Raw genomic sequence first — 24,469 nt, 5'->3', positions numbered from 1 at the left:
AGGCGAGGCGCTCGGTGAGCCGCCTCGCCTCGGCCGGCACCACCAGGGGCGCCGCCTGGGAGAGCCGGCCCGCCACCGCCGCGAGCGCGTCGGCGTCCGGCCACGTGGGCTGCTGGCGCGCCTCGAGGCTCCGGAACCTGTCCAGGCCCTCGGGGTCGCTCCCGGGCGCCACGGTGTCGACGGCGGTGGTCATGCGGGCTGCTCCTCGCTGGTGGCGGCCGGCTGGCCGCGGGGTGGGTGCGACCGGGTCGTCAGTGCGCGGCGGGCTTCGCGGGGACCAGCGGCTGGCCGATGCCCGCGAGGATCTCGCCGAACCACGGCTGCGAGACGTCGAACGCCTTGCCGCCCGCGATGCGCGGGAACGCGATCGCCTTGAGGCGGTCGCCGTCCTCCTCGTCGTGCCCGATGACGCCGGGCTCGCCGCGCAGGGCGCACTCGACGGCCAGGTCGGTCATCGACTTGATGAGGCGCAGGTCCTCGGCGTTGGCGGCCGCGGCGCGCGAGTAGTAGCCCGACTTCTGCACCATGACCTTCTCGGCGCCCAGCTTCTCCGCGAACTGCTTCGCGAACCACTGGCCCGGGTTGATGGTGTCGAGCTTGACGTGCCCGAACGGGTCGCGGGGCACCTCCTCGCCGGAGGCCTCGAGCTGCTGGACGATCTCGTTCATCCCCGCGCCCTCGGACAGGAAGATGTTGACGTTGCCGATCTCGTCCATGACGGCGCGCAGGCGCGCGGCCTCGGCGTCGATGTCGATCTCCAGCTCGGGCAGGAAGACGGCGTGCACGTCCCAGCGCTCGCGCGTGAGGCCGAGGGCGGGGGCCCACTCCTGCGCGTCGAGCCACTTGCGGTACTCCTGCGCGGCTGCCGCGGTGAGCCAGCCGCAGTGGCGGCCCATGACCTCGTGCACGATGAGCATGCGCGGGCCGGAGCGGTGCTCGCCGATGACGTTCGCGGCGAAGCCGGCGGCCTCCTCGGCCGCCGTCCAGGCGCCGAGCGACTGCTTGATCGGCACCACGTCGTTGTCGATCGTCTTGGGCAGGCCCACGACGGTGAGCTCGTAGCCGTTGTCGTGCAGGTACGCGGCGAGGTCCGCGGCCGTGGTGTTCGTGTCGTCGCCACCGATGGTGTGCAGCACGTCCACGCCGTCGGCCTTGAGCTGCTCGGCCGCGACCTCGAGCGGGTTCTGCCCCTCGGAGACGAGGCCGCGCTTGACGCAGTCCGCGGCGTTGGTGAGCTTCACGCGCGAGTTGCCGATCGGCGAGCCGCCGAAGCGGTGCAGGATGCCGGCCTGCTTGCGCCCCTCGGCGTCGATCACGATCTTCGTGCCCGTGAGGAGTCCGTGGTAGCCGTACTGGTAGGCGATGATCTCGATCGACGGGTCGAGCTCCGTGTAGCGCTCGATGAGGCCGCCGACGGCGGAGGACAGGCAGGGCGCGAAGCCGCCGGCGGTCAGGAGAGCCACGCGACGAACCGACATGACAGGGGCTACCTCTCGGTGGGGGACGGGATCCCTCCCATCCTAGGAGCACCGCCCGGGAGCCGGACCCGCCGTCCACCGGGCGAACCGGGCACCCGGCCGGCACCCGCGGCGTGAGATGATCTCGGCCGAGCCTCCCCGCCGACCGGCGCCGGGAGGCTCTTGCGTATGACGACCTCACGCACTCCCCTGCCCCCGCCCCGCCTCCGCCCCGCGACCGCCCGCGACGGCGACGCCCTCGAGCGGCTGTGGGCGCTCTTCCGCCACGACCTCTCGGAGGTCACGGGCGAGCTTCCCGGGCCCGACGGCCGCTTCCGCGACGAGCGGCTGCGCGCGGCCCTCGCGGACCTCGACCGCTGCGACGGCGCACGCTGGGGCGCGCACCTCGCCACCGTCGACGACCGTCCGGTGGCGTTCGCCCTCGTCCGCGGCCTCGACACGCCCGTGCGGGTGCTGTCGGCGTTCTTCGTGGCGCGGGCGGCACGACGGCACGGGCTCGGGCGCGAGGTCGCCACCGCGGTGCTCCGGACCGTGCCCGGGCCGTGGGAGATCGCCTTCCAGGACGCCAACGCTGCCGCCGCGGCGTTCTGGCCGCGGGTCGCGACCGACGTCGCCGGCGAGGGCTGGTCGCTCGAGCACCGCGCGGTCCCGGGCAGGCCCGACCTGCCGCCCGACTCCTGGGTCCGGCTCGACGTGTCGTGAGCGGCTCGGGACGCGGCTCAGGAGGCGGTGGACGGCCCCTCGGGAGTGTCCTGCGGCGGCGTGGCGCCCTGGTCCTGCTGCGGGTCCTGCTGCGGGTCCTGCTGCGGGTCCTGCTGCGGGTCCTGCTGCGGGTCCTGCTGCTGGTCCTGCTGCTGGTCCTGCTGCTGGTCCTGCTGCTGGTCCTGCTGCTGGTCCTGCTGCTGGTCCTGCTGGGCCGCCGTCGCGAGGCGGGCCTTCATCGTGGCCGCGTAGACGTCCACGTACTCCTGGTCCGACAGGCGCAGGATCGCGTACATGATCTCGTCGGTCACCGAGCGCAGCACGAACCGGTCGTTCTCCATCCCCTGGTAGCGGCTGAAGTCGAGCGGCTCCCCGAAGACGATGCCGATGGGCATGGGCTTCGGGACCGCCCGGCCCAGCGGCTGCGCGACGTCGGTCCCGACCATCGCGACGGGGATCACGGGCGCGCCGGACTCCAGCGCCAGCCGGGCGACGCCCGTCTTGCCGCGGTACAAGCGCCCGTCGGGGCTGCGCGTACCCTCGGGGTAGATGCCGAACAGGTCGCCCTCGTCGAGCACGCGCAGCCCGGTGCGCAGGGCGGCCTCGCTGGCCTTGCCGCCCGACCGGTCCACCGGGATAGTGCCGACGCCGCGCATGAAGCCCGCCACCATGCGGCCGCGGACGCCGCCGCCGGTGAAGTAGTCGGACTTCCCGAGGAACTGGACCTGGCGGTCCAGCACGAGCGGCAGCACGAACGAGTCGATGACAGCGAGGTGGTTGCTCGCCAGGATCGCCGGGCCCGAGGACGGGATGTTCTCGACGCCCTTCGTCCAGGGGCGGAACGCCAGCCGGAGCCACGGCCCCACCACCACGTTCTTCATCACCCAGTAGAACAACTGTCCTCCTCGCCCAGTGCGGGCAGCGCCCCGTCAGCGGACCGCCTGCGACGGGCCGAGGCGCCGGCGGTGGTCGCCACCGACGCGTTGCTTCGCCCACGACAATAGAGTGAACCCATGCCCGCACCGAACCCGGACGCCGAACCGGACCTGCCGGACGACGACCTGCCCGACGACGCCGTCGAGGCCCGCTGGGCCGACATCGTCGCGCAGCTGGGCGGCCTCGGCGACGACGCGGAGACCGAGGCGAGGACCGCGGACGAGGCCGACGCCACCGCCGCGCCCGACGCGGCCACGTCCCGCGACACCCAGTCTCCGCCGGAGAACGACGAGCGGCCGGTGCGCACGACCGGGAACGGCCCCCGCGACTGGCCCGTCACGCCGGAGGTCGAGGCCCTGGAGGAGACGGAGTCTCACTTCGTGCCGCCCGAGCCCGAGCCGGTGCTCGCGCGGGACCCCCTGCTCACCCTGGCGTGGACGCTCGTGGTGGCCGTCCCGGTGCTCGTCGTCGTGGGGGTCGTCGTGCGCGCCGCGGTCCCGACGCTCCGCATCCCGGCCTGGTCCGGGCCCGTCGCGGGCGTCCTGTTCCTGGTCGCGCTCGGGATCCTGCTCTGGCGCATGCCGCACCGGCGCGACCCGGACGACGACGACACGGGCGCGGTCGTCTGAGGAGCCCCGCCCTGCGGGCGGGCCGGCAGCGGTGGCCGCCGGCCCGCTCCGTCAGCGGCGCGCGAGGTCCGCGGCGCCGATGATGCCCGCCTCGTTGCCGTGCTCGGCGAGCTCGATCTGCGCCACCGGCCGGTGGCCGAGGGCGGAGAGCTGCGCCTCGTAGGCCTTGCGGACCGGCAGGAGCAGCAGGTCGCCGGCCGCGCCGACACCGCCGCCGATGACGATCAGCTCCGGGTCCAGCAGGGCGGCCACGGACGCCGACCCCTCGCCGATCCAGCGGCCGAGCGTCGCGAGCAGCTCGACGGCGAGCTCGTCGCCCTCCTGGGCGGCCTGGGTCACCTGCGGCCCCTCGATCGCGGCGGAGTCACCGCCCGCGAGCTCCACGAGCCGCGCGGCGCGGTCCGGCTGGGCGACGGCGGCCTGCCGGGCGTCGCGCACCAGGGCCGAGCCGGAGGCGTACTGCTCCCAGCAGCCCTCGTGGCCGCACCCGCAGTAGTGGCCGCCCGGGACCACGCGCATGTGGCCGACCTCGGCCGCCACGCCCCACTTGCCCCGCACCAGCTCGCGGTCCACGACGACCGCGCCGCCGAGTCCGGTGCCGACGGTGAGCATGAGCATGTCCGTCGCCTCGCGGGCCGCACCGAAGCGGAACTCCGCCCAGCCGGCGGCGTTCGCGTCGTTCTCCACGACCACCGGGACGTCCAGGTCGAGGAGACCCTCGATGCGCTCCGCGAGCGGGTACTCGCGCCACGCGATGTTGGGCGCGAACAGCACGGACCGGCGGTCCGGGCTCACGAAGCCCGCCGCGGCGAGCCCGATGGCGCCGATCTCGTGCTCCTTGGCCAGCTCGGCGCAGGCGTCGGCGATGGCCCGGTCGATGCTCGCGACGTCGTCGGCGACCGTCTCGCGCCGTACCTTCGCGAGGACCGTGCCCGCCTCGTCCACCACACCCACGGCAATCTTGGTGCCGCCGATGTCGACTCCGATGGCGTGCATGCAGGAACCTCACGTTCATGTGTCGGGACGCCGCGTCCGCGCGGCGCGTCTCCCGGTCGCCGAGCGGCACGGGGGCGCGCGGCGCGCGCCGGGTCCAGACTAGCCATCACGACCGCGAGGGTGCGACGCTCGTCCGTCACCGAACCGTGTCCTGGACCACTCGTGAGACCCGGTATCGTGACCGCCTGGGAACGAACACCCCTGGCAATGCATCAGCATGGACGATGGAGTCAGCATGGACGAGATCACCATCCCGCAGGCGGTCGAGCTGCCTGCCACGTCGAACCTCAACGACCTTCTCTCCACCCGAGTGGCGAACGACCCGCGCGCCACGCTCGCCGAGCGCCCGTCCGGCGGCGGCTGGGAGCAGGTCTCGGCCGCGCAGTTCGACGCCGAGGTGGTGGCCGTCGCCAAGGGGCTCGTCGCGAAGGGCGTGCAGCCCGGCGACCCGGTCGGGATCATGTCGCACACCCGGTACGAGTGGACGCTCCTCGACTTCGCAGCCTGGGCGGCCGGCGCTGTGCCCGTGCCGATCTACGAGACGTCGTCGGCCGAGCAGGTCGAGTGGATCCTCACCGACTCGGGGATCACCCTGCTCGTCGTCGAGGACTCCGGCCTCGCCGCCACGGTCGCCGAGGTCTCCGACCGCGCCCCGGCGCTTCGTGAGGTGCTCGAGATCGAGGACGGCGCGATCGCCGCCCTCACCGCCGCGGGCGCCGCGGTGCCCGACGACGAGATCGTCCGGCGCCGCGGGATCGCGGACCTCGCCGACGTCGCGACCATCATCTACACGTCGGGCACCACCGGGACCCCCAAGGGTGCGGAGATCACCCACGGCAACCTCGCGCTGCTCGGGGTCAACGCCGTCGCGGCCGTCCCCGAGGTGTTCAAGGACGGCGGGCGCACGCTGCTGTTCCTGCCCCTCGCGCACGTCTTCGCCCGGTACATCGAGATCCTCGCGATCGCCAGCGGCACCGTGCTCGGCCACTGGGCGGACCTCAAGACGGTCACCGCCGGGCTGGGTGCGTTCCGACCCACCTACATCCTCGCCGTGCCGCGCGTCTTCGAGAAGGTCTACAACGCGGCGGAGCAGAGCGCCGCTGCGGGCGGCAAGCTCAAGATCTTCCACTGGGCGGCCGCCACGGGCATCGCCTACTCGCGCGCCCTCGACACCCCGTCCGGTCCCTCGCTGTGGCTGCGCCTGCAGCACAAGGTCGCCGACACCCTGGTGTTCTCCAAGCTGCGCGCCGTGCTCGGCGGGCAGGCTCAGTACGCGGTCTCCGGCGGCGGGCCCCTCGGCGAACGCCTCGGCCACTTCTTCCGCGGCCTGGGCGTGACGATCCTCGAGGGCTACGGCCTCACCGAGACCACCGCCCCCACCAGTGTGAACCGCCCCGACGCCATCAAGATCGGGTCGGTCGGCCCGCAGCTGCCCGGCTGCGGCGTGCGCATCGCCCCGGACGGCGAGGTGCTGCTGCGCGGCATCCAGGTCTTCCGCGGCTACCACAACAACCCGGAGGCGACCGCGGAGGCGTTCGACGACGGCTGGTTCCGCAGCGGCGACCTCGGCGTCCTCGACGACGACGGGTTTCTCACCATCACGGGCCGCAAGAAGGAGATCATCGTGACGGCGGGTGGCAAGAACGTCGCCCCGGCGCTCCTCGAGGACCGCATCCGCGCCCACGCCCTGGTGAGCCAGTGCGTCGTGGTCGGCGACAACCGGCCGTTCATCGCCGCGCTCGTCACCCTCGACGCCGAGGGCCTGCCCGGTTGGCTGAAGATGCACGGCAAGCCGGAGCTGACGCCCGCGCAGGCCGCGACCGACCCGGACGTCCTCGCCGCCCTGGACGCCGCGGTGACCCGCGCCAACCAGGCCGTGTCCAAGGCCGAGTCCATCCGCAAGTTCGCCGTGCTGCCGGGCGACCTCACCGTCGAGAACGGGTACCTCACCCCCAAGCAGAGCGTGCGCCGGCACGTGTTCGTGAAGGACTTCGCCGCGGAGATCGACGAGCTGTACGTCGACACCCGCCAGAAGTCCGCGAGCTGACCGGACCGCCCCCGCATCGAGGGTGCTGACTTGTTCCGAACGGCTCGTCCGAGGAACAAGCCAGCACCCTCGATGCGTGTCGGTGGGCCTCGCTAGGTTCCCCGCATGCCGAGCACCACCCCGCCCGCGGCGAGCCCGACCCCGCTCCAGCCGTCCTTCGAGGACCTCGGCACCCCGCTGAGCGACGTCACCTTCGTCGTGGTCGACCTCGAGACCACCGGGGGCAGGGCCGCCGACGGCGGCATCACGGAGATCGGCGCGGTGAAGGTCCGCGCGGGCGAGGTGCTCGGCGAGCTGCAGTCGCTCGTGAACCCCGGCCACCCGGTCCCCGCGTTCGTCGCCCGGCTCACGGGTATCACGACCTCGATGGTCGCCACCGCTCCCCCGATCGACCTCGTGCTGCCGAGCTTCCTGGAGTTCGCGCGCGACGCCGTGCTCGTGGCGCACAACGCGCCGTTCGACGTCGGCTTCCTCCGGGCCGCGTGCGAGCGGCTCGGCTACGACTGGCCCGGGTTCCGCGTGGTCGACACCGTCCCGCTCGCGCGGCGGGTGGTCACGCGTGATGAGGCGCCCAACCACAAGCTCTCCACGCTGGCCGCGCTCTTCCGGGCAAGGGTGACGCCGGAGCACCGTGCGCTGGCCGACGCCCGCGCGACCGTCGACGTGCTGCACGCCCTCCTGGAGCGCCTGGCGCCGCTGGGGATCACGCACCTGGAGGACCTCGCCACCGCAGCCGACCCCGTGCCGCCCGACGTGCGCCGCAAGCGCACGCTCGCCGACGGGCTCCCGGAGGCGCCGGGCGTGTACCTCTTCCGTGGCCCCGGCGACGAGGTGCTGTACGTCGGCACGTCCACGAACCTGCGCAAGCGGGTGCGGTCGTACTTCACGGCGGCCGAGAAGCGCGGCCGCATCACGGAGATGGTGCGCATCGCGCACGCGGTCACCCCGGTCGTGTGCGCGACGCCGCTGGAGGCCCAGGTACGCGAGCTGCGGCTCATCGCCGAGCACTCCCCACGCTACAACCGCCGCTCCAAGCACCCAGAGCGGCAGACCTGGGTGCGGCTCACGGACGAGGCGTACCCGCGCCTGTCGATCGTGCGCGAGGTCCGGGAGGGTGCCCCGCACATCGGACCGTTCACCTCCCGGCAGGCGGCCCAGGCCGCCGTGGACGCCCTCCACGACGCCCTCCCGCTGCGGCAGTGCACCGCCCGGCTGCCCCGAGTCGCGCGCACGCCGGGCAGCCCGTGCGCGCTCGCCGGGATGGGCCGCTGCTCCGCGCCGTGCACCGCCACAGGCACGGCCGACGTGGGCTACGACTCCGTGGTCGACGCGGCGCGCACGGCGCTCACCGGCGACCCGTCCGCCGTCGTCGACGCCCTCGCTGCCCGTGTGGCCCGGCTGGCCGCCCAGGAGCGCTTCGAGGAGGCCGGGCAGGTCACCCGCCGGCTGCGGTCGTTCGTCCAGGGCGCCGCGCGCGCCCAGCGGCTCGCCCCCGTCTCGCGCTGCGCCGAGATGGTCGCGGCCCGGCCGACGGCGGCGGGAGGGTGGGAGCTGGTCGTGGTCAAGCACGCGCGCCTCGCGGCGACGGCCGTCACCGGCCCAGACGAGGACCCCCTCCCCGTCGTCGACGCCCTGCGGGCGACGGCGGAGGACGTCGCCCCGTCCGTCGTGCCCTCGCCCGCGTGCCACCCGGAGGAGGCCGCCCTCGTGCTCGGCTGGCTCGAGGAGCCCGGGGTCCGCCTCGTGCACGTGAGCGAGCCGTGGTCCTGCCCGGCGCGGTCGGCCGCTGCCCACGTCGGGCTCGGGGCCGTGTCGGCGAGCGTCGCCGAGGCGGCCGGCGTGGCTACGATGACCGCATGCTGACCGCCATCGTGCTCATCGACACCGAGGCCGACCAGATCCCCGAGGTGGCCACCAAGGTCACGGACCTCAAGGGGGTCAGCGAGGTCTACTCCGTCACCGGCAAGGCCGACCTGGTCGCCATGGTGCGCGTGCGCGAGCACGAGGAGCTGGCCGACGTCATTGCCGACGGAATCAGCAAGGTCCCGGGCGTCGTGCGGACCGAGACGCTCATCGCGTTCCGCACCTACTCCCACGTCGACCTCGAGCAGGCGTTCGCCCTCGGCCTCGACGACTGACTCCAGGGGCGGGCCGGAGGCCGTCAAGCCTGCGTCGCCGCGACCCAGCCGTCGAGCACGCGGACGGCGCCGCCCTCGTCGACGGCGCGCGCGGCGAGGTCCATCCCGGCCGCGAGCCGCTCGACGAGTGAGCCCTCGCCCGTGCCGGGCAGGCTGCCGTCGGCGACGAGGCACGCGGCGGCGTTGAGCAGCACTGTCTCGCGCACGGGGCCGCGGTCGGTGCCGTCGAGGACCCGGCGCGCCACGCCCGCGTTGTGTTCCGCGTCGCCGCCACGCAGGTCGGCGACCTCGATGCGCTCCAGGCCGAGGTCCGTCGCGGCGTCCAGGCGGTGCTCGACGACGGCGCCGCCGCGCACCTCCCAGACCGTCGCGCCGCCGGTGGCGGCGAGCTCGTCCAGCCCGTCGTCGCCCCGGAACACGAGCGCGTCGGTGCCCCGGCCGGCGAACACGCCCGCCATGAGGGGCGCCATGCGCGCGTCGGCGCAGCCGACCGCGGTCGCGCCTGGCTGCGCCGGGTTCGTGAGCGGTCCGAGGAAGTTGAACGCGGTGGCGATGCCCAGGTCGCGGCGCGCCACGCCCGCGTGCCGCATCGACGGGTGGAACAGCCCCGCGAAGCAGAACGTGATGCCCACCTCGCCCGCCAGGGCCGCGACCCGCTCGGGCGCCTGGTCGAGGCGGATCCCGAGGGCCTCGAGCACGTCCGCCGAGCCGGACGACGAGGACGCGGCACGGTTGCCGTGCTTGACGACCCGCAGCCCCGTGCCCGCGATCACGACGGCCGCCATCGTGGACACGTTGACGGTGTGGTGCCGGTCGCCGCCGGTGCCGACGATGTCGACCGTCCGCCCGGGCACCTCGATCCGGGTGGCGTGCTCGAGCATCGCGTCGGCGAGCCCGGTGAGCTCCGCCGCCGTCTCGCCCTTGGCCCGTAGCCCGACGAGGAAGCCTGCGAGCCGGGTGGGCGGGACCTCGCCCGACATGACCTCGTCCATGGCCCACGCCGTCTCCGCGGCGGTCAGGTCGCGCCCGGCGACCAGCTCGGTGAGGATGCCGGGCCAGGTGGGGTCGGTTGCCGGGTCGGTGGAGGCCACGGGGGTCCCTTCGGTTCGGAGCCGGGCACCCGGGCCAGGGCGTACGCCCCTCGGCGGGTCAGGCGGCTGCGGTCAGGAAGCCGGCCACGGTGCGCTGCAGCTCGATCGCGTCGAGCGGCCTCGGCACCACGGCGTCGGCGAGCGACCACGATGCTAGCCATCCGTCGTCGCGCCTGCCGGTGAGGACCACGACGGGCGGGCACCGGTACACCTCGTTCTTGAGCTGGCGGCACAGCCCCATGCCGCCGGCCTTGTCAGCCTCGCCGTCGAGCACCAGCAGGTCCCACCCGCCGCGGTCCGCCGCGGCGATCAATGCGGCAGGCGTCGCTACCTCGGCCCACGAGATCGCCGGGGCGTGCGCCCGCAGCCGGGGGCCGACGGCGGTGCGGACCTGCTCGCGCACCGTCCGGTCGTCGCTGTAGAGCAGGACGCGCGGCCCGCGCGCGGGTGCGGCCGGCTCGAGGGTGGTCGGGCGTTCCGTCGTCTGATCCGTCATCGAGGCTCCCCTTCGTGGACGTGCACGGCACCGGGCACGGACACGACGCCCGGACCGGACGCACGGCCGCCGGACGTCGATGTTTGCTGGCATCGTGGCACACCCGCGTCACCTCGGGCAGCCGCCGAACGTGGTCTTTTACTGGCACTCTCCATCGATCCGTCACCTCGTAGGGGCAGAGTGGCGAGTTTCCGCAGATTTTGTGCGCATCGACTTCGCGCAGCGCCCACACGAGTGGCTCGAACCGGCCACATGTCGGCCATAATGGCTGACGTGTCGACCGCAACGGCTGCTGCCCCCCATGCCCACCAGCACGTGAGCGTCAACCGTCCGAACCCCGTGTCGGTCGGGACGATCGTCTGGCTCGCGAGCGAGCTCATGTTCTTCGCCGGCCTCTTCGCCATGTACTTCACCGTGCGATCGGTGATGCCCGAGGCGGAGTGGGCCGCTCAGGCGGACAAGCTCAACATCACCTTCTCGACGATCAACACCACCGTGCTGGTGCTGTCGTCCGTCACCTGCCAGATGGGCGTGTGGGCCGCCGAGCGGTTCAAGCCGGTGCGCTCCGGCTCCATCTTCCAGGTGAACAAGTGGGGCATGCACGAGTGGATGACCCTCACCTACCTCATGGGCGCCTTCTTCATCGGCGGCCAGATCTTCGAGTACACCGAGCTGGTGCACGAGGGCCTGACCATCTCGTCCAGCCCGTACGGCTCGGTCTTCTACCTGACCACCGGCTTCCACGGCCTCCACGTGCTCGGTGGCCTCATCGCCTTCCTGTTCCTGCTCGGCCGCTCGTTCGCCGCCCGGAACTTCGGTCACCACGAGGCCACGACCGCGATCGTCACGTCCTACTACTGGCACTTCGTCGACGTGGTGTGGATCGCCCTCTTCGCTGTCATCTACCTCCTGCGCTGAACCCCCCGGCCGGCGTCGACGCCGGTCCTGAACCTGCACCTTCGATCTGCGAGACGAGGATCATTTCGTGAAGGCACTCGCCGCCCGCAGGCACCACCGGCTGGCGCCGGTCGTGCTGCTGCTGCTGGCGCTGCTGGTCACGGGCGGCGTCTACGCCGCCCTTGCCCCGAGCCCGGCCCAGGCCGACACCGCCAGCACCGCGGACATCGAGACCGGGAAGAAGCTCTTCCAGGCCAACTGCGCCACCTGCCACGGACCGAACGCGGAGGGCACCTCCGAGGCGCCGTCGCTGGTCGGCGTGGGCGCCGCCGCGGTCGACTTCCAGGTCTCCACCGGCCGGATGCCCATGCAGATGAACGGCCCCCAGGCCGAGGCCAAGCCCCGGCAGATGAACGAGGAGCAGACGGCCGCGCTCGCCGCGTACATCTCCTCCCTGGGTGCCGGCCCGGCCATCCCGACCGACGAGCAGGTGGACGGGAGCAAGGGCGACCCGGCCAACGGCATGGCCCTGTTCCGCACCAACTGCGCGATGTGCCACAACGCCGTCGGCGCCGGTGGTGCCCTCTCGGAGGGCAAGTTCGCACCGCCGCTGTGGGACACCTCGAGCCGCAACGTCTACCAGGCCATGCTCACCGGCCCGCAGTCGATGCCGGTGTTCAACGACGCCAACATCACGCCCACGGAGAAGCGCGACATCATCGCGTTCCTCGACCAGCAGGACCAGGGCTCGGCCGGTGGCCTCACCCTCGGTTCGCTGGGTCCGGTCAGTGAGGGCCTCTGGGCCTGGATCATCGGCATCGGCCTGATCATCGGCGGCGCTGTGTGGATCGGAGCGAAGTCCTCGTGAGCGAGAACCAGAACCCCCAGGGCAGGTCGCGCGACGTGACCCCCCACGCCGGCAACGGGACGGTCGAGCACGCCGACCGGTTCACCGACCCGGGCGTCCCGGAGCACCACCCGCGCCTCGCGGACACCGACCCCAAGGCCGCGAAGCGCAACGAGCGGATCATCGCGATCCTCTTCGCGATCTCGTGCCTCGGTACCATCGCCTCCCTCGTGGCGTACTTCGCCGTGCGCCCGGACGGCACCACGCCCGGCGTGCGCATGTCGACGGTGCTGCTCGGCGTCGCGATCGCCGTCTCCCTGTTCGGCATCGGCTTTGCCGCCGTGCACTGGGCCAAGACCCTCATGTCGGCCAAGGAGTACGTCGAGGAGCGTCACTCGAGCAGCAGCTCGGAAGACGTGCGCGAGGTCGTCCAGCAGCAGTTCAAGGACGGGCTCGAGGACTCGGGCATCGCCCGCCGTCCCGTGCTCAAGGGCGCGGTCGTCTCCGCGCTGGCGCTCTTCCCGCTGACCGTCGCCGTGCCGCTCGTCTCGAGCGTCGGCGGCGACTGGAACGTGGGCAAGTTCCGTCACACCCTCTGGAAGAAGGGCGTGCGCCTCGCGTACGACCCCTCGGGCCGCCCCATCAAGGCCTCGGACCTGACCGTCGGCTCGGTCGCGCACGTCATCCCCGACGTGCCCGCCGAGGAGCGCGAGTCGCACGAGTGGATCACGGAGAAGGCCAAGGCCGTCGTCCTGCTGGTGCGGATGGACCCCCGCGACCACATCCGTGACCACCGCGAGGGCGCGTCCTACGACGGCATCGTCGCGTACTCGAAGATCTGCACCCACGTCGGGTGCCCGGTCGCCCTCTACGAGCAGCAGACGCACCACCTGCTGTGCCCGTGCCACCAGTCGACGTTCGACATCACCGACGGCGCCAAGGTGGTCTTCGGTCCCGCCAAGCGTCCGCTGCCCCAGCTGCCCATCTCCGTCGACGACGAGGGGTATCTTGTGGCTGAGGACGACTTCAACGAGCCCATCGGCCCGAGCTACTGGGAGCGCCTGAAGTGAGCACCACGACCACTCCCCCCACCGCGGCGGAACCCACGACGTTGATCGGCAAGTCCGCCGACTACCTCGACCAGCGGACCAAGGTCGGCGTGCTCGCGAAGCAGCTCGTCCGCAAGGTCTTCCCGGACCACTGGTCCTTCATGCTCGGCGAGATCGCGCTGTTCTCGTTCGTCGTGCTCCTCATCTCCGGTGTGTTCCTTGCGATGTTCTTCGAGCCGTCGATGGCGCTCACCACGCACCACGGCGCCCCGGCGACCATGGACGGCCAGCTGATGTCGGTGGCGTTCTCGTCGACGCTCGACATGTCGTTCGAGGTGCGCGGCGGCCTGCTCATGCGGCAGATCCACCACTGGTCGGCGCTGATCTTCGTCGCCGGCATCGTGGTGCACATGATGCGCGTCTTCTTCACCGGCGCGTTCCGCAAGCCGCGCGAGCTCAACTGGCTCGTCGGCACGCTGCTGCTGATCTGCAGCCTGCTCGCCGGCTTCTCCGGCTACTCACTCCCGGACGACGTCCTCTCCGGCAACGGCCTGCGCATCACCGACGGTGTCGTGAAGTCGATCCCGATCATCGGGTCGTACCTCTCGTACTTCATCTTCGGCGGCGAGTTCCCGGGCGAGCACATCATCCCGCGCCTCTTCACCGTGCACATCCTGCTGGTGCCGGCCCTGATCCTCGCGCTCGTGGGCGTGCACCTGTTCCTCATGGTGCTCAACAAGCACACGCAGTACCCGGGCGGCGGCCGCACCGACCAGAACGTGGTCGGCTACCCGGCGGTCCCGGCGTTCGCCACGAAGATGGGCGGCAACTTCTTCATCATCTTCGGTGTGCTGGCCCTCATGGGCGGCACGCTGGCGATCAACAACGTGTGGAACTACGGCCCGTACGACCCGTCACCGGTGTCCGCGGGTGCCCAGCCTGACTGGTACATGCTGTTCCTCGAGGGATCGTTGCGCCTCATGCCGGGTCAGGCCGAGATCGTCACGTGGGGCGACTACACCCTGTCGCTGAACATCCTCGTGCCGGCGGTCATCATCCCGGGCCTGCTGTTCACGTTCCTGTTCGTCTACCCGTTCGTCGAGGCGAAGGTGACGGGCGACCACCGCGAGCACCACGTGCTCGACCGGCCGCGCAACGTGCCGACCCGCACGGGCCTGGGCGTCGCCTTCCTCACGGCCTTCGTCATCCTGGCGCTGGCCGGGTCGAACGACCTCATCGCCACGCACTTCGCACTCTCGATCAACACGATCACGTGGGTGTTCCGCGTCCTGTTCTTCGTCGGTCCGGTCTTCGCGTTCTGGGTCACCAAGCGCATCTGCATCGGCCTGCAGCGCAAGGACCGCGAGCTGGTGCTCCACGGTCACGAGACCGGCCGCATCGTCCGGTTCGCGAACGGCGAGTACATCGAGGTCCACCGCCCGCTGGACGAGCAGGAGCGCTGGCTCCGGGTCAACTACGAGGCACGTCGGCCGCTCGAGATCGAACCGGCGACCGACTCCCGCGGCGTCAAGCGCAAGGGATACAAGAAGGACAAGCGCTGGCAGAAGCTGTCGCGGTTCTTCTACGAGGACCGTGTCGAGCCCGTGACCCCGGCCGAGCTGGCCGCGGCGCACGCGCACGGCGAGCACGACGAGCTCGAGCCCGCCCACGATGCCCCCGAGCTGGTCTCGGGGTCTGGATCCGTCGAGCGGGAGCACTGAGTCTCCTGCAGGCTGGAACGGTGGCCCGCGCTCCCCTCCCCCGACTCGTCGGGCGGGGTGCGCGGGCCTCCGTCGTCCTCGGCGCCTAGCCGCGCCGGACGCAGCCCTCGACGACGTCCCCATCGCACGCCGGCCACGACGTGCGGCACCGAACCGGAGGTATCTCAGCATGGCTGTCTACACGCTCCCTGACCTGCCCTACGACTACAGCGCCCTCGAGCCGCACATCAGCGGCAAGATCATGGAGCTGCACCACGACAAGCACCACGCCGCGTACGTCACCGGCGCCAACACGGCGCTGGAGAAGCTCGCCGAGGCCCGCGAGTCCGGCGACAACGCCGCGGTGAACCTGCACGAGAAGAACCTCGCGTTCAACCTCGGCGGCCACACCAACCACACCGTCTTCTGGCACAACCTGTCCCCCGAGGGCGGCGGCCAGCCCGAGGGCGAGCTCGCCGAGGCCATCAAGGACACCTTCGGCAGCTTCGAGAAGTTCCAGGCCCAGTTCGCCGCCGTCGCCACCGGCATCCAGGGCTCCGGCTGGGCCGTCCTCGGCTGGGACTCCATCGGCCAGCGCCTCGCCATCTTCCAGCTCTTCGACCAGCAGGCCAACGTCCCCGTCGGCATCACCCCGCTGTTCATGCTGGACATGTGGGAGCACGCCTTCTACCTCGACTACCTCAACGTCAAGGCCGACTACGTCAAGGCCGTGTGGAACATCGCGAACTGGCAGGACGTCGCCGCCCGCCTCCAGCGCGCCCGCACCCAGACCGCCGGGCTGATCGTCCCCGCCTGACGACTCCCGGACCGGGACGCACACCTCCCGGACGCACGACAGGGGCCCGCACGCATCGCGTGCGGGCCCCTGTCGTCGCGCGAAGTGCCCGGGACGTCACCCCTGGGCGCCGAACTCCGAGTACGGGACGACCTCGTCCTTGGCCGGCGCCTCGATGTCGACGGGCTCGCCCCACTTGCTGAAGGCCGTCGAGACGATCATCTCCTGGCCGCCGATGTCCATCGTGATGTCCGCGGCGACAGGCAGCCCCTCCGGGGCGACCTTGTAGACCAGGGTCATCTCCCCCACCTGGTCGGCCATCTCCGCGTTCACCCCCGTGGGGCCGTCCTCGAGCTTCGACGGGTCGACGGTCATCGTGTACACGTCCGCGTCGACGCCGTCCACCTTCTCGGTGCCGGTGTGCTCGAAGGAGGTGACGGCGTCGGCCATCGCCTCGGCCTGGGCGGCGGCGTCCATCGACTCCATCGAGTCGAACGTGCCCGCCATGTTCGGGTCGGCGGCCATCTCCTCCGCCGTCAACGAGAGGTACTTGCCCTGGGTCAGCTCGCCCATCGACATGTAGATCGTCCCGTCGAGCAGGACGATGTCCATGTCCATGCCCATGACACCCATGGACATCTGCATGGCCGTGTCCTCGACGGTCGTGCCGTAGGAGATGTCTGCCGTGGTGGTGGTCCCGCTCATCCCGGCAGTGTCGGCGAGCTCGCCGCCGTAGGTCATCTCCAGGTGCGACGTGGAGGCCGTCTCCTGCGCCCCCTGCATCTGCTCGGCGAGGTCGGTGAGGTTCGCCGCGGTGACGATCTCTGCGGTCTCCTGGGCGGCCTCCGAGGCGCCGGAGGTGGAGGCGGCGGGGTCCTCGCTCCCGCAGGCGCTCAGGGCGAGAGCGACGAGGCCCGCCGATGCCAGGGCCACGGACTTCTGGGGGACACGCACGTGCAGCTCCTTCGCAGGGAATGGTGAGGCTCCATTCCATCACGACGGGGCGTTCCCGTGGGCTGGCCGCCCGTGCGGGCGGTGGATCGTTGCCGTTCCGTGCTCCCGTCCGTCGCGGGCGGAGACGACGACGCGCCCCGCTCCGACGAGGGAGCGGGGCGCGTCGTGGTGCAGCGGACTCAGTGAGCGTGCTGCCCGCGGCTGAACTCGAAGACCCAGCCGACGAGCCCGATCACGCCGAGGACGAAGCCGATGTAGAGCACCCACCAGCCGACCGCGAGGCCGAGGAAGGCGACGGCGGCGGCGCCGGCGATGACGAGCGGCCACCAGCTCCACGGCGAGTACACGCCCTGGTCTCCGGCGCCCTGCTCGATCTCGCCCTCCTCGTCGTCCTCCGGTCGCAGGTCGATCCGGCGGGCCGTCAGAGCGAGGTAGGCACCGACCATGGCGACCAACGCACCCACGAGCGGGATGCCCAGGTACCCCACCGGCTCGGTGAAGTGCGTGACGAGTCCGTAGATCACGCCTACGACGACGAAGAACGGGGCGAGGAACAGGAAGAGCTTGATCTCGATCTTCACTTGCGGGTCTCCCCCTCGTCCTCGATGACCGTCGTGGTCGACTGCGCCGCGTCGGACTGCGCGCTGTCGCGACGCTCCTCCACGACCTGCTGGTGCCCACGCCGGTCCGGGTCGCCGTACACGGCGTTCAGACCGCCGTGGCCCGGTGCCTGCTCCATCGCCGCGACCTCCGGGTGGTGCAGGTCGAACGCGGGCGACTCAGAGCGGATGCGGGGCAGCGACGTGAAGTTGTGCCGCGGCGGCGGGCAGCTGGTGGCCCACTCGAGCGAGCGGCCGTAGCCCCACGGGTCGTCGACCGTCACCTTCGGCGCGTTGCGCCAGGTGGTGTACACGTTCCACAGGAAGGGGAGCGTGGAGGCGGCCAGGATGAAGGCGCCGATGGTCGACACCTGGTTCTCCCAGGTGAAGCCCTCCTCCGGCATGTAGTCCGCGTACCGGCGGGCCATGCCCTCGACGCCCAGCCAGTGCTGGATGAGGAACGTCATGTGGAATCCGACGAACAGCAGCCAGAAATGGACCTTGCCGAGGCGCTCGTTGAGCATGCGCCCGGTGAACTTCGGCCACCAGAAGTAGAAGCCGGCGAACATCGCGAACACCACGGTGCCGAAGACGACGTAGTGGAAGTGCGCCACGACGAAGTACGAGTCGGACAGGTGGAAGTCCAGCGCGGGGCTCGACAGGATGATGCCGGTCAGGCCACCGAAGAGGAAGGTCACGAGGAAGCCGATCGACCACAGCATCGGTGTCTCGAACGTGAGCTTCCCGCGCCACATCGTGCCGATCCAGTTGAAGAACTTCACGCCGGTCGGGATGGCGATGAGCATCGTCATGAAGGCGAAGAACGGCAGCAGCACGGCGCCGGTCACGTACATGTGGTGCGCCCACACGGTGACGGACAGGGCGGCGATCGCGATCGTCGCGATGATGAGGCCCTTGTACCCGAAGATCGGCTTGCGGCTGAAGACCGGGAAGATCTCCGACACGATGCCGAAGAACGGCAGCGCGATGATGTAGACCTCAGGGTGACCGAAGAACCAGAACAGGTGCTGCCAGAGGATCGCCCCGCCGTTCTCGGGGTTGAAGACCTGCGCCCCGAGGCGACGGTCGGCACCAAGCGCGAAGAGCGCCGAGGCCAGCGGCGGGAAGGCCATCAGCACGAGCAGGCTCGTGACGAGCGTGTTCCACGTGAAGATCGGCATCCGGAACATGGTCATGCCCGGCGCGCGCATCGTGATGATCGTGGTGATGAAGTTGACCGCACCGAGGATCGTGCCGAAGCCCGCCAGCGCGAGGCCGAACACCCAGAGGTCTCCGCCCAACCCTGGACTGAAGGTCGTGTTCGACAACGGTGCGTAGGCGAACCATCCGAACGAGGCCGCGCCCTGCGGGGTGAAGAAGCCCGCCGCGGCGATGATGCCGCCGAAGAAGAAGAGCCAGTACGCGAACATGTTGAGCCGCGGGAACGCGACGTCCGGCGCACCGATCTGCAGCGGCATGATCACGTTGGCGAACCCGGCGAACAGCGGCGTCGCGAACAGCAGCAGCATGATCGTGCCGTGCATGGTGAAGAGCTGGTTGTACTGCTCCTTGCTCTGCACGATCTGCAGGCCGGGCGAGAACAGCTCGGCGCGGATCAGCAGGGCAAGGATGCCGCCGATCGCGAACCACGCGAACGACGTGATGAGGTACATGTACCCGATCGTCTTGTGGTCGGTGGAGGTGATCCACTTGACCACGGTGCGACCGAGGTTCTGGCGCTTCGGCGCGAGGCCGGGGATGACCTCGGCGCCGTGCGCGGTGGCTGTCGTGGCCGCCATCAGTTCTCGACCTCCGGGAGCGTGTCGTCCTGCGGGAAGTTCGCGTGCTGCTGGCGGTTCAGGTCGAGGCCGAGCTCGCCCGTCTGCCCCGCGTCGCGCAGGTCGCTCATGTGTGCGTCGTACTCCGCCTGGGAGACGACCTTGACGTTGAAGAGCATCCCGGAGTGGAACTCGCCGCAGAGCTCGGCGCACTTGCCGGCGTACGTGCCCTCGCGGGTCGGCGTCACCTGGAAGGTGCCCGTGCGGCCCGGGATCATGTCCTGCTTGTACAGGAACGCGGGGATCCAGAACGAGTGGATGACGTCGCGCGAGTCGAGCGTGAACTCGACGGTCTGGTCGACCGGCAGGTAGAGCGTCGGGACGTCCTTCGAGGTGCCCGGCGCGCCGTCCACCTCGTCGTCGACGGTCTGGCCACCGACGTCCAGCAGGTGCTGGCCGGTGTCGTACACGCCGTCGGTCAGGTAGTTGAAGTCCCAGCTCCACTGCTTGCCGATGACCTGGATGTTCACGTCGGGCTCGGCACTGGTGTCCTTCACGGCGGACATGTCGCGGTCCGTGTAGAAGAACAGGACCAGGATCATGATCGTCGGAACGGCCGTGTACATGATCTCGAGCGGCATGTGGTAGCGCGTCTGGACCGGGAGCTGGTGGTCGTTGCGGCGCTTGCGGTAGGCCGCGACGCACCACAGCATCAGGCCCCAGGTGAGGACACCGACGATCAGCGCAGCGATCCAGGAGCCGACCCAGAGGTTGGTGATTCGCTCGGTCTGGTTGGTCACCTCCCCGTCGCTGTATCCGGGCAGGTATCCGCGCTTGACGGAGTCGCTGGCACAACCGGACGCCAACACCGCGACGGCGCCGGCGATGACCGTCGCGCGCAGGATGACCCGCCGGGTGCGGGTGGGGCTCTTCGAGTGCAAGGGAGGCCTTTCACGTCACGTCCAGCCCGAACGCCGCAGCCCTGGGGGGCGGGCGCGCAGACGGGACCTTCGTCCTCGATGTGATGCAGCCTAGCGCGCCCGGAGCAGGTTCGACGCCGCAAAAGCCCCGTCGGGACGTGACTCTTTCCGCACGGGACGTCCACATCTGCCGGTTGCACACAGACCCCGCGGGCGTGTCAGATCGTTGCGCCCGGGTGTCAGATCCTCGGGCGCCGACGACCGCGACGGGAGCCCCACCCCGACCGGCAGAAGATGGCACGATCATGCCTCGGGCGCGGGTTCCGCGCCCCGGCGTACGCCGACCGACAGGCGTCGCACCGCACGTCATCCCCCCACGGAGCACACCTGTGACGGACGCCACCGATCCCGCCGCGCCCCCCTCCCCCGCGGCCTCGACCACGCGCCAGGGAGGGGTTCTCGCACGGGTGCACCTGGACAACGGGGGCGGCGCGCCGCTGCACCCGCTGGCGCGCCAGGGCCTGCTGCAGGCGCTCGACGACGGCTGGGCCGACCCGCGCCGCCTTCACACGGAGGGCCGGCGCGCCGCACGCCTCCTGGACGGCGCCCGCGAGGCGGTCGCCGCCGTGCTCGGCGCGCGCACGGAGGAGGTCCGGTTCACCCCGAGCCACGTCGCGGCGCTCCACTCCGCGGTGCTCGGCACGGCCGCGGCCCGGCGCCGCGCCGGCAGTGACGTCGTCGTCGGGGCGACCGAGCGCGCCGCGGTGCTGCACGCTGCCGCGGCGTCCGCCGCCACGCACGGTGGCGCCCGGGTGCCGGTCGGCGTCGACCGGCACGGCCGGGTCGACCTCGACGCCTTCCGCGCCGCCGTCGCCGCGCCCGGGGTCGCCCTCGCCGCGCTCCAGCACGCCAACGGGGAGGTCGGGACTCGCCAGCCGCTCCGTGCCGCCCACGACGCGGCCCGAGCCGCCGACGTGCCGCTCCTCGTGGACGCGGGGGCGAGCCTCGGCCACGACGACCTGCCCGACGCCTGGGACCTGCTCGCCGCCCAGCCGTCCGACTGGGGCGGCCCGGCGGGCGTCGGTGTCCTCGCCGTGCGCCAGCGCGTGCGGACCGTGCCGCCGGGGCCTGAGGACGCGGACCCGTGGGCCCCCGGCGGCGTGAGCGTGCCCGCGGCGTTCGCCGCCGCCGTGGCCCTGCAGGCCACCGTCGCCGACCGGGCCGCCGAGGACGCGCGGCGGCGGGCGCTCGTCGACCGCGTGCGGGCCGCCGTCGCGACGATCCCCGACGTCGACGTCGTGGGTGACCCCGACGACCGGCTCCCCCACGTCGTGACCTTCTCCTGCCTCTACGTCGACGGCGAGGCGCTCGTGACCGAGCTGGACCGCGCGGGGTTCGCCGTCGGCTCGGGCTCCGCGTGCACCTCGAGCACGCTCGAGCCCTCCCACGTGCTCGCGGCGATGGGCGTGCTCACGCACGGCAACGTGCGGGTCGCGCTGGACCGTTCCACGACGGAGGACGACGTCGAGCGCTTCCTCGAGGTGCTCCCCGGCGCCGTCCGGCGCGTGCGCGACGCGCTCGGGGTGAGCGGGCTGTGACTGCGCACCGCGACGCCGCGGGATCCGGCGCGGGCCCCGGCGAGGTCCTCGTCGACGCCCGCGGCCTGCGCTGCCCGCTGCCGGTGATCCGGCTCGCCGGGGCAGCGCGCGACCTGCCCGCGGGGGCCCTCGTCACCGTGCTGTCCACGGACCCCGCGGCCCGGCACGACGTCCCCGCGTGGGCACGGATGCGCGGCCATGCGATGGCCGCGGACCCCGAGACCCGCGATCCGGACGACGGCGACGCGTTCTGGGTGCTCACGGTGCGGCTCGGCGCCGGGGCCTGAGTGAGCGCCACCTCCGGGTACGGCACGGGCGGCCATCTCCACGCGTGCTCCGCGCATGACGACGGCCCGGCCACCCAGAGGGGCGACCGGGCCGTCGGAGGCCGGGATCAGCGGCTCAGCTGAACGAGCCGCCGCAGGCGCAGGAGCTGCCGGCGTTCGGGTTGTCGATCGTGAAGCCCTGCTTCTCGATGGTGTCCGCGAAGCCGATCTTCGCGCCCTCGAGGTAGGGCACGCTCATGCGGTCCACGACGACCTCGACGCCGTCGAAGTCGCGCAGCGCGTCCCCGTCGAGCAGACGCTCGTCGAAGTAGAGCTGGTAGATCAGGCCGGAACAGCCGCCGGGCTGGACGGCCACGCGCAGACGCAGGTCGTCACGGCCCTCCTGCTCGAGCAGGCTGCGAACCTTGTCGGCGGCGACGTCGGACAGGTCCACGCCGTGCGTGGCGATCTCGGTGGTGTCGGTCATGCTTCCTCCAACAGGCGGACCCTTGCGGCTGTTCCCGATCCTACGCGCGAATCTCGCAGACGCGATGACGCGGCTCACAGCCCCCGCGCGTCGCCCCTCCCGGGCGGGGGCGGACGAGGCTCAGGCCCACGAGGGAGCCCAGGTCCGCGCGACGCGGGGCACGGCGGCCAGGACGTCCGGGCCGGTCTCGTGCACCCCGCTCACCCCCGCCCCGGACCACTCGCGCCGCGAGACCTCGCTGCGCCCGGCCAGCACCACGACCGGCAGCGCGAGCGGCGCGGCGGCGCGCACCGCGGCGGCCACGAGACCCTCCCGCAGCGTCGTGCCGTCCAGCGCGCCCAGGTGCACGACGACGAGGTCCGCCGCCTCCGCCGCCGCGTCCAGGGGCCCGGCCCCGGGCGAGGCCACCGAGGCCAGCCCGAGCGCGTCCAGCGGGACGAACACCCCGACGGGCGCGGCCTGTCCCACCGCGGCGGGGCCGGCACCGGGGAGCACCGCGGTCGTCACCTCGCACGCCGGCGCGGCCTCGCGCCACGCGGTCGCCAGGTCCGGGAGGAGGGCGTCGGCGTCCTCGCCGACGCAGAGCAGCACGCGCATGCCGCGATCGTGGCACAGGCGGGGCCCCGACGGGCCCGGCGCGAGCCGGCGGTGCGGTGACGCGGGCTGCACGGGCGACCGGCGCACGCGTGCGCGGCGGCCCGTACACGGGCCCTCCCGGGCCCGGGGACGGGCCGGACGCGGCGCCGGACCCGGAGCCGGACGCACGGCGTGACGCGCGGCGGCCTTGTGGAAACATAGGCGGGTGACCACCCTGCTGAACGACACCGCGGGCACCTCGACCGGCACCTCGACCGGCTTCTCCGAGCCCGCGCCCTCCGCGCTGCTGCTGCTGGGCCAGGGCCGTGACCTCGCCTCCGAGCGTGGCGTCGAGTGCACGGGCGCGCTGCCCGCACCGTCCGACCCCGACCTGGTGGACCGGGCCCGCGCCGCACGTGCCGCGCTGGGCGAGCGCGCGTTCGTCCTCGGGCACCACTACCAGCGCGACGAGGTCATCGACTTCGCCGACGTCACGGGCGACTCCTTCAAGCTCGCGCGCGAGGCCGCCGCCCGCCCCGAGGCGGAGTTCGTGCTCTTCTGCGGCGTGCACTTCATGGCCGAGAGCGCCGACATCCTCACCTCCGACGCGCAGCAGGTCGTGCTGCCCGACCTCGCCGCCGGCTGCTCCATGGCCGACATGGCGGAGATCGGCCAGGTCGAGGAGGCGTGGGCGGTGCTGCAGGACGTCGGGATCGCCGACGACACCGTGCCGGTGACGTACATGAACTCCTCCGCCGCGATCAAGGCCTTCACCGGCCGCCACGGCGGCACCGTCTGCACGTCGTCCAACGCCCAGGTCGCGCTGCGCTGGGCGTTCGACCGCGTGGGCGGCGTCGAGGGCACCGGCAAGGTGCTGTTCCTCCCCGACCAGCACCTGGGCCGCAACACCGCCGTCCTCCAGCTCGCCATGAGCCTGGACGACTGCGTGGTCTACGACCCGCGCAAGCCCCTGGGCGGCCTCACCGAGCAGCAGCTGCGCGACGCGCGCATGATCCTGTGGCGCGGGCACTGCTCCGTGCACGGCCGGTTCTCCGAGCGCAACGTGGCGGACGTCCGGGCGAAGGTGCCCGGCGTCGAGGTGATGGTGCACCCCGAGTGCAAGCACGAGGTCGTCACGGCCGCCGACCGGGTCGGCTCGACCGAGTTCATCATCCAGGCCCTGGAGTCCGCCGAGCCCGGCAGCTCCTGGGCGATCGGCACCGAGCTCAACCTGGTGCGTCGTCTCGCCAAGGCGCACCCGGACAAGCAGGTGCACTACCTCGACTCGACCGTGTGCTTCTGCTCCACCATGAACCGCATCGACCTGCCGCACCTGGTGTGGGCGATGGAGTCCCTGGTCGAGGGGCGCGTGGTCAACCGGATCGTGGTCGACGCCGACGACGCCCACTGGGCGCGCGTGGCGCTCGACCAGATGCTGGCGCTGCCGGGGATCTGACCGGGGGCCGCGCGCGGCCCGGACGCGGGAGAT

General features: G+C 72.0%; 25 protein-coding genes. 13 read left to right on the top strand and 12 right to left on the bottom strand.

Going from position 1 to position 24,469, the window contains the following annotated elements; translation table 11 throughout:
• Both ACFWDO_RS13330 and ACFWDO_RS13325 read right to left on the bottom strand, forming a co-directional pair.
• On the bottom strand, window positions 1-193 hold a 193-nt coding region (locus ACFWDO_RS13330; RefSeq protein ID WP_380346983.1), incomplete at its 3' end, for a 3-deoxy-7-phosphoheptulonate synthase.
• 58 nt (window positions 194-251) lie between these two features.
• Window positions 252-1,478, bottom strand: a complete 1,227-nt coding sequence (locus ACFWDO_RS13325) for a pyrophosphate--fructose-6-phosphate 1-phosphotransferase (RefSeq protein WP_380323466.1) — start codon at window positions 1,476-1,478, stop codon at window positions 252-254.
• Window positions 1,479-1,646: 168 nt separating this feature from the next.
• Here ACFWDO_RS13325 and ACFWDO_RS13320 point away from each other — a divergent pair, with 168 nt between their 5' ends.
• A complete protein-coding gene (locus ACFWDO_RS13320; protein WP_380323469.1) occupies window positions 1,647-2,180 on the top strand; it encodes a GNAT family N-acetyltransferase in 534 nt (177 codons plus the stop codon).
• A gap of 17 nt (window positions 2,181-2,197) precedes the next feature.
• Here ACFWDO_RS13320 and ACFWDO_RS13315 read toward each other — a convergent pair whose 3' ends face one another.
• The gene (locus ACFWDO_RS13315) at window positions 2,198-3,076 is read right to left on the bottom strand and encodes a lysophospholipid acyltransferase family protein (RefSeq protein ID WP_380323472.1); all 879 of its coding nucleotides are present in this window, start codon (window positions 3,074-3,076) and stop codon (window positions 2,198-2,200) included.
• Window positions 3,077-3,193: 117 nt separating this feature from the next.
• Between ACFWDO_RS13315 and ACFWDO_RS13310 the strand changes: the two genes are divergently transcribed.
• Window positions 3,194-3,745 (top strand): hypothetical protein, encoded by a 552-nt coding sequence (locus tag ACFWDO_RS13310; protein ID WP_380323475.1) that lies wholly within the window; start codon window positions 3,194-3,196, stop codon window positions 3,743-3,745.
• Window positions 3,746-3,796: 51 nt separating this feature from the next.
• Here the strand turns inward: ACFWDO_RS13310 and ACFWDO_RS13305 are convergent, their stop codons facing one another.
• Entirely contained in the window at window positions 3,797-4,741 is a 945-nt protein-coding gene (locus ACFWDO_RS13305; protein ID WP_380323478.1) for an ROK family glucokinase, read from the bottom strand.
• Window positions 4,742-4,976: 235 nt separating this feature from the next.
• On the opposite strand from ACFWDO_RS13305, the gene ACFWDO_RS13300 reads away from it, so the two are divergent.
• The 3 genes from ACFWDO_RS13300 (at window position 4,977) to ACFWDO_RS13290 (ending at window position 8,926) form a co-directional block, all read left to right on the top strand.
• On the top strand, window positions 4,977-6,788 hold the full coding sequence (locus tag ACFWDO_RS13300) for an AMP-dependent synthetase/ligase (protein WP_380323481.1): 1,812 nt from the start codon (window positions 4,977-4,979) through the stop codon (window positions 6,786-6,788).
• 105 nt (window positions 6,789-6,893) lie between these two features.
• Complete coding sequence (locus ACFWDO_RS13295) at window positions 6,894-8,651, top strand: DEDD exonuclease domain-containing protein (protein WP_380323484.1); 1,758 nt, start codon at window positions 6,894-6,896, stop codon at window positions 8,649-8,651.
• Window positions 8,645-8,926, top strand: a complete 282-nt coding sequence (locus ACFWDO_RS13290; RefSeq protein ID WP_380323486.1) for an Lrp/AsnC family transcriptional regulator — start codon at window positions 8,645-8,647, stop codon at window positions 8,924-8,926. The genes ACFWDO_RS13295 and ACFWDO_RS13290 overlap by 7 nt, the downstream gene beginning before the upstream one ends.
• A gap of 23 nt (window positions 8,927-8,949) precedes the next feature.
• Here the strand turns inward: ACFWDO_RS13290 and trpD are convergent, their stop codons facing one another.
• Both trpD and ACFWDO_RS13280 read right to left on the bottom strand, forming a co-directional pair.
• Window positions 8,950-10,017: an anthranilate phosphoribosyltransferase gene (trpD, locus tag ACFWDO_RS13285; RefSeq protein ID WP_380323489.1), complete on the bottom strand. Its 1,068-nt coding sequence runs from the start codon at window positions 10,015-10,017 to the stop codon at window positions 8,950-8,952.
• 58 nt (window positions 10,018-10,075) lie between these two features.
• On the bottom strand, window positions 10,076-10,513 hold the full coding sequence (locus tag ACFWDO_RS13280) for a hypothetical protein (RefSeq protein WP_380323492.1): 438 nt from the start codon (window positions 10,511-10,513) through the stop codon (window positions 10,076-10,078).
• A gap of 264 nt (window positions 10,514-10,777) precedes the next feature.
• Here ACFWDO_RS13280 and ACFWDO_RS13275 point away from each other — a divergent pair, with 264 nt between their 5' ends.
• The 5 genes from ACFWDO_RS13275 (at window position 10,778) to ACFWDO_RS13255 (ending at window position 15,823) form a co-directional block, all read left to right on the top strand.
• Complete coding sequence (locus ACFWDO_RS13275) at window positions 10,778-11,431, top strand: heme-copper oxidase subunit III (protein ID WP_380323495.1); 654 nt, start codon at window positions 10,778-10,780, stop codon at window positions 11,429-11,431.
• A 67-nt stretch (window positions 11,432-11,498) separates the two neighbouring features.
• A complete protein-coding gene (locus ACFWDO_RS13270) occupies window positions 11,499-12,278 on the top strand; it encodes a c-type cytochrome (RefSeq protein ID WP_380323497.1) in 780 nt (259 codons plus the stop codon).
• A complete protein-coding gene (locus tag ACFWDO_RS13265; RefSeq protein WP_380323500.1) occupies window positions 12,275-13,327 on the top strand; it encodes a Rieske 2Fe-2S domain-containing protein in 1,053 nt (350 codons plus the stop codon). Before ACFWDO_RS13270 ends, ACFWDO_RS13265 begins: the two co-directional genes overlap by 4 nt.
• Window positions 13,324-15,027, top strand: coding sequence for a cytochrome bc complex cytochrome b subunit (locus ACFWDO_RS13260; RefSeq protein WP_380323503.1), 1,704 nt, complete (start codon window positions 13,324-13,326; stop codon window positions 15,025-15,027). The genes ACFWDO_RS13265 and ACFWDO_RS13260 overlap by 4 nt, the downstream gene beginning before the upstream one ends.
• A gap of 169 nt (window positions 15,028-15,196) precedes the next feature.
• Window positions 15,197-15,823 (top strand): superoxide dismutase, encoded by a 627-nt coding sequence (locus ACFWDO_RS13255; protein WP_380346981.1) that lies wholly within the window; start codon window positions 15,197-15,199, stop codon window positions 15,821-15,823.
• Window positions 15,824-15,919: 96 nt separating this feature from the next.
• Here ACFWDO_RS13255 and ACFWDO_RS13250 read toward each other — a convergent pair whose 3' ends face one another.
• The 4 genes from ACFWDO_RS13250 to coxB all read right to left on the bottom strand — a co-directional run bounded on the left by ACFWDO_RS13250 (window position 15,920) and on the right by coxB (window position 20,074).
• The gene (locus tag ACFWDO_RS13250; protein ID WP_380346979.1) at window positions 15,920-16,756 is read right to left on the bottom strand and encodes a hypothetical protein; all 837 of its coding nucleotides are present in this window, start codon (window positions 16,754-16,756) and stop codon (window positions 15,920-15,922) included.
• Window positions 16,757-16,935: 179 nt separating this feature from the next.
• Window positions 16,936-17,337 (bottom strand): cytochrome c oxidase subunit 4, encoded by a 402-nt coding sequence (locus tag ACFWDO_RS13245; protein ID WP_380319908.1) that lies wholly within the window; start codon window positions 17,335-17,337, stop codon window positions 16,936-16,938.
• Entirely contained in the window at window positions 17,334-19,154 is a 1,821-nt protein-coding gene (gene ctaD, locus ACFWDO_RS13240; RefSeq protein WP_380319906.1) for a cytochrome c oxidase subunit I, read from the bottom strand. Before ctaD ends, ACFWDO_RS13245 begins: the two co-directional genes overlap by 4 nt.
• A complete protein-coding gene (gene coxB, locus ACFWDO_RS13235; protein ID WP_380319903.1) occupies window positions 19,154-20,074 on the bottom strand; it encodes a cytochrome c oxidase subunit II in 921 nt (306 codons plus the stop codon). The genes ctaD and coxB overlap by 1 nt, the downstream gene beginning before the upstream one ends.
• A gap of 446 nt (window positions 20,075-20,520) precedes the next feature.
• Between coxB and ACFWDO_RS13230 the strand changes: the two genes are divergently transcribed.
• Entirely contained in the window at window positions 20,521-21,651 is a 1,131-nt protein-coding gene (locus tag ACFWDO_RS13230) for a cysteine desulfurase family protein (RefSeq protein WP_380319900.1), read from the top strand.
• Window positions 21,648-21,938: a sulfurtransferase TusA family protein gene (locus ACFWDO_RS13225; protein ID WP_380319897.1), complete on the top strand. Its 291-nt coding sequence runs from the start codon at window positions 21,648-21,650 to the stop codon at window positions 21,936-21,938. The genes ACFWDO_RS13230 and ACFWDO_RS13225 overlap by 4 nt, the downstream gene beginning before the upstream one ends.
• A 115-nt stretch (window positions 21,939-22,053) precedes the next feature.
• Here ACFWDO_RS13225 and ACFWDO_RS13220 read toward each other — a convergent pair whose 3' ends face one another.
• The gene (locus ACFWDO_RS13220) at window positions 22,054-22,404 is read right to left on the bottom strand and encodes a HesB/IscA family protein (RefSeq protein WP_380319894.1); all 351 of its coding nucleotides are present in this window, start codon (window positions 22,402-22,404) and stop codon (window positions 22,054-22,056) included.
• Window positions 22,405-22,524: 120 nt separating this feature from the next.
• Window positions 22,525-23,001, bottom strand: a complete 477-nt coding sequence (locus tag ACFWDO_RS13215; RefSeq protein ID WP_380319891.1) for a glycerate kinase — start codon at window positions 22,999-23,001, stop codon at window positions 22,525-22,527.
• Between the two features lie 214 nt (window positions 23,002-23,215).
• Between ACFWDO_RS13215 and nadA the strand changes: the two genes are divergently transcribed.
• Window positions 23,216-24,436 (top strand): quinolinate synthase NadA, encoded by a 1,221-nt coding sequence (gene nadA / locus ACFWDO_RS13210; protein ID WP_380319917.1) that lies wholly within the window; start codon window positions 23,216-23,218, stop codon window positions 24,434-24,436.
• Window positions 24,437-24,469: the final 33 nt, after the last annotated feature.

Source organism: Isoptericola sp. NPDC060185 (assembly GCF_042728595.1).
GTDB lineage: Bacteria > Actinomycetota > Actinomycetes > Actinomycetales > Cellulomonadaceae > Isoptericola.
The sequence above is the reverse complement of the archived record's forward strand: the minus strand, read 5'-3'. Positions and strand labels throughout refer to the sequence as shown.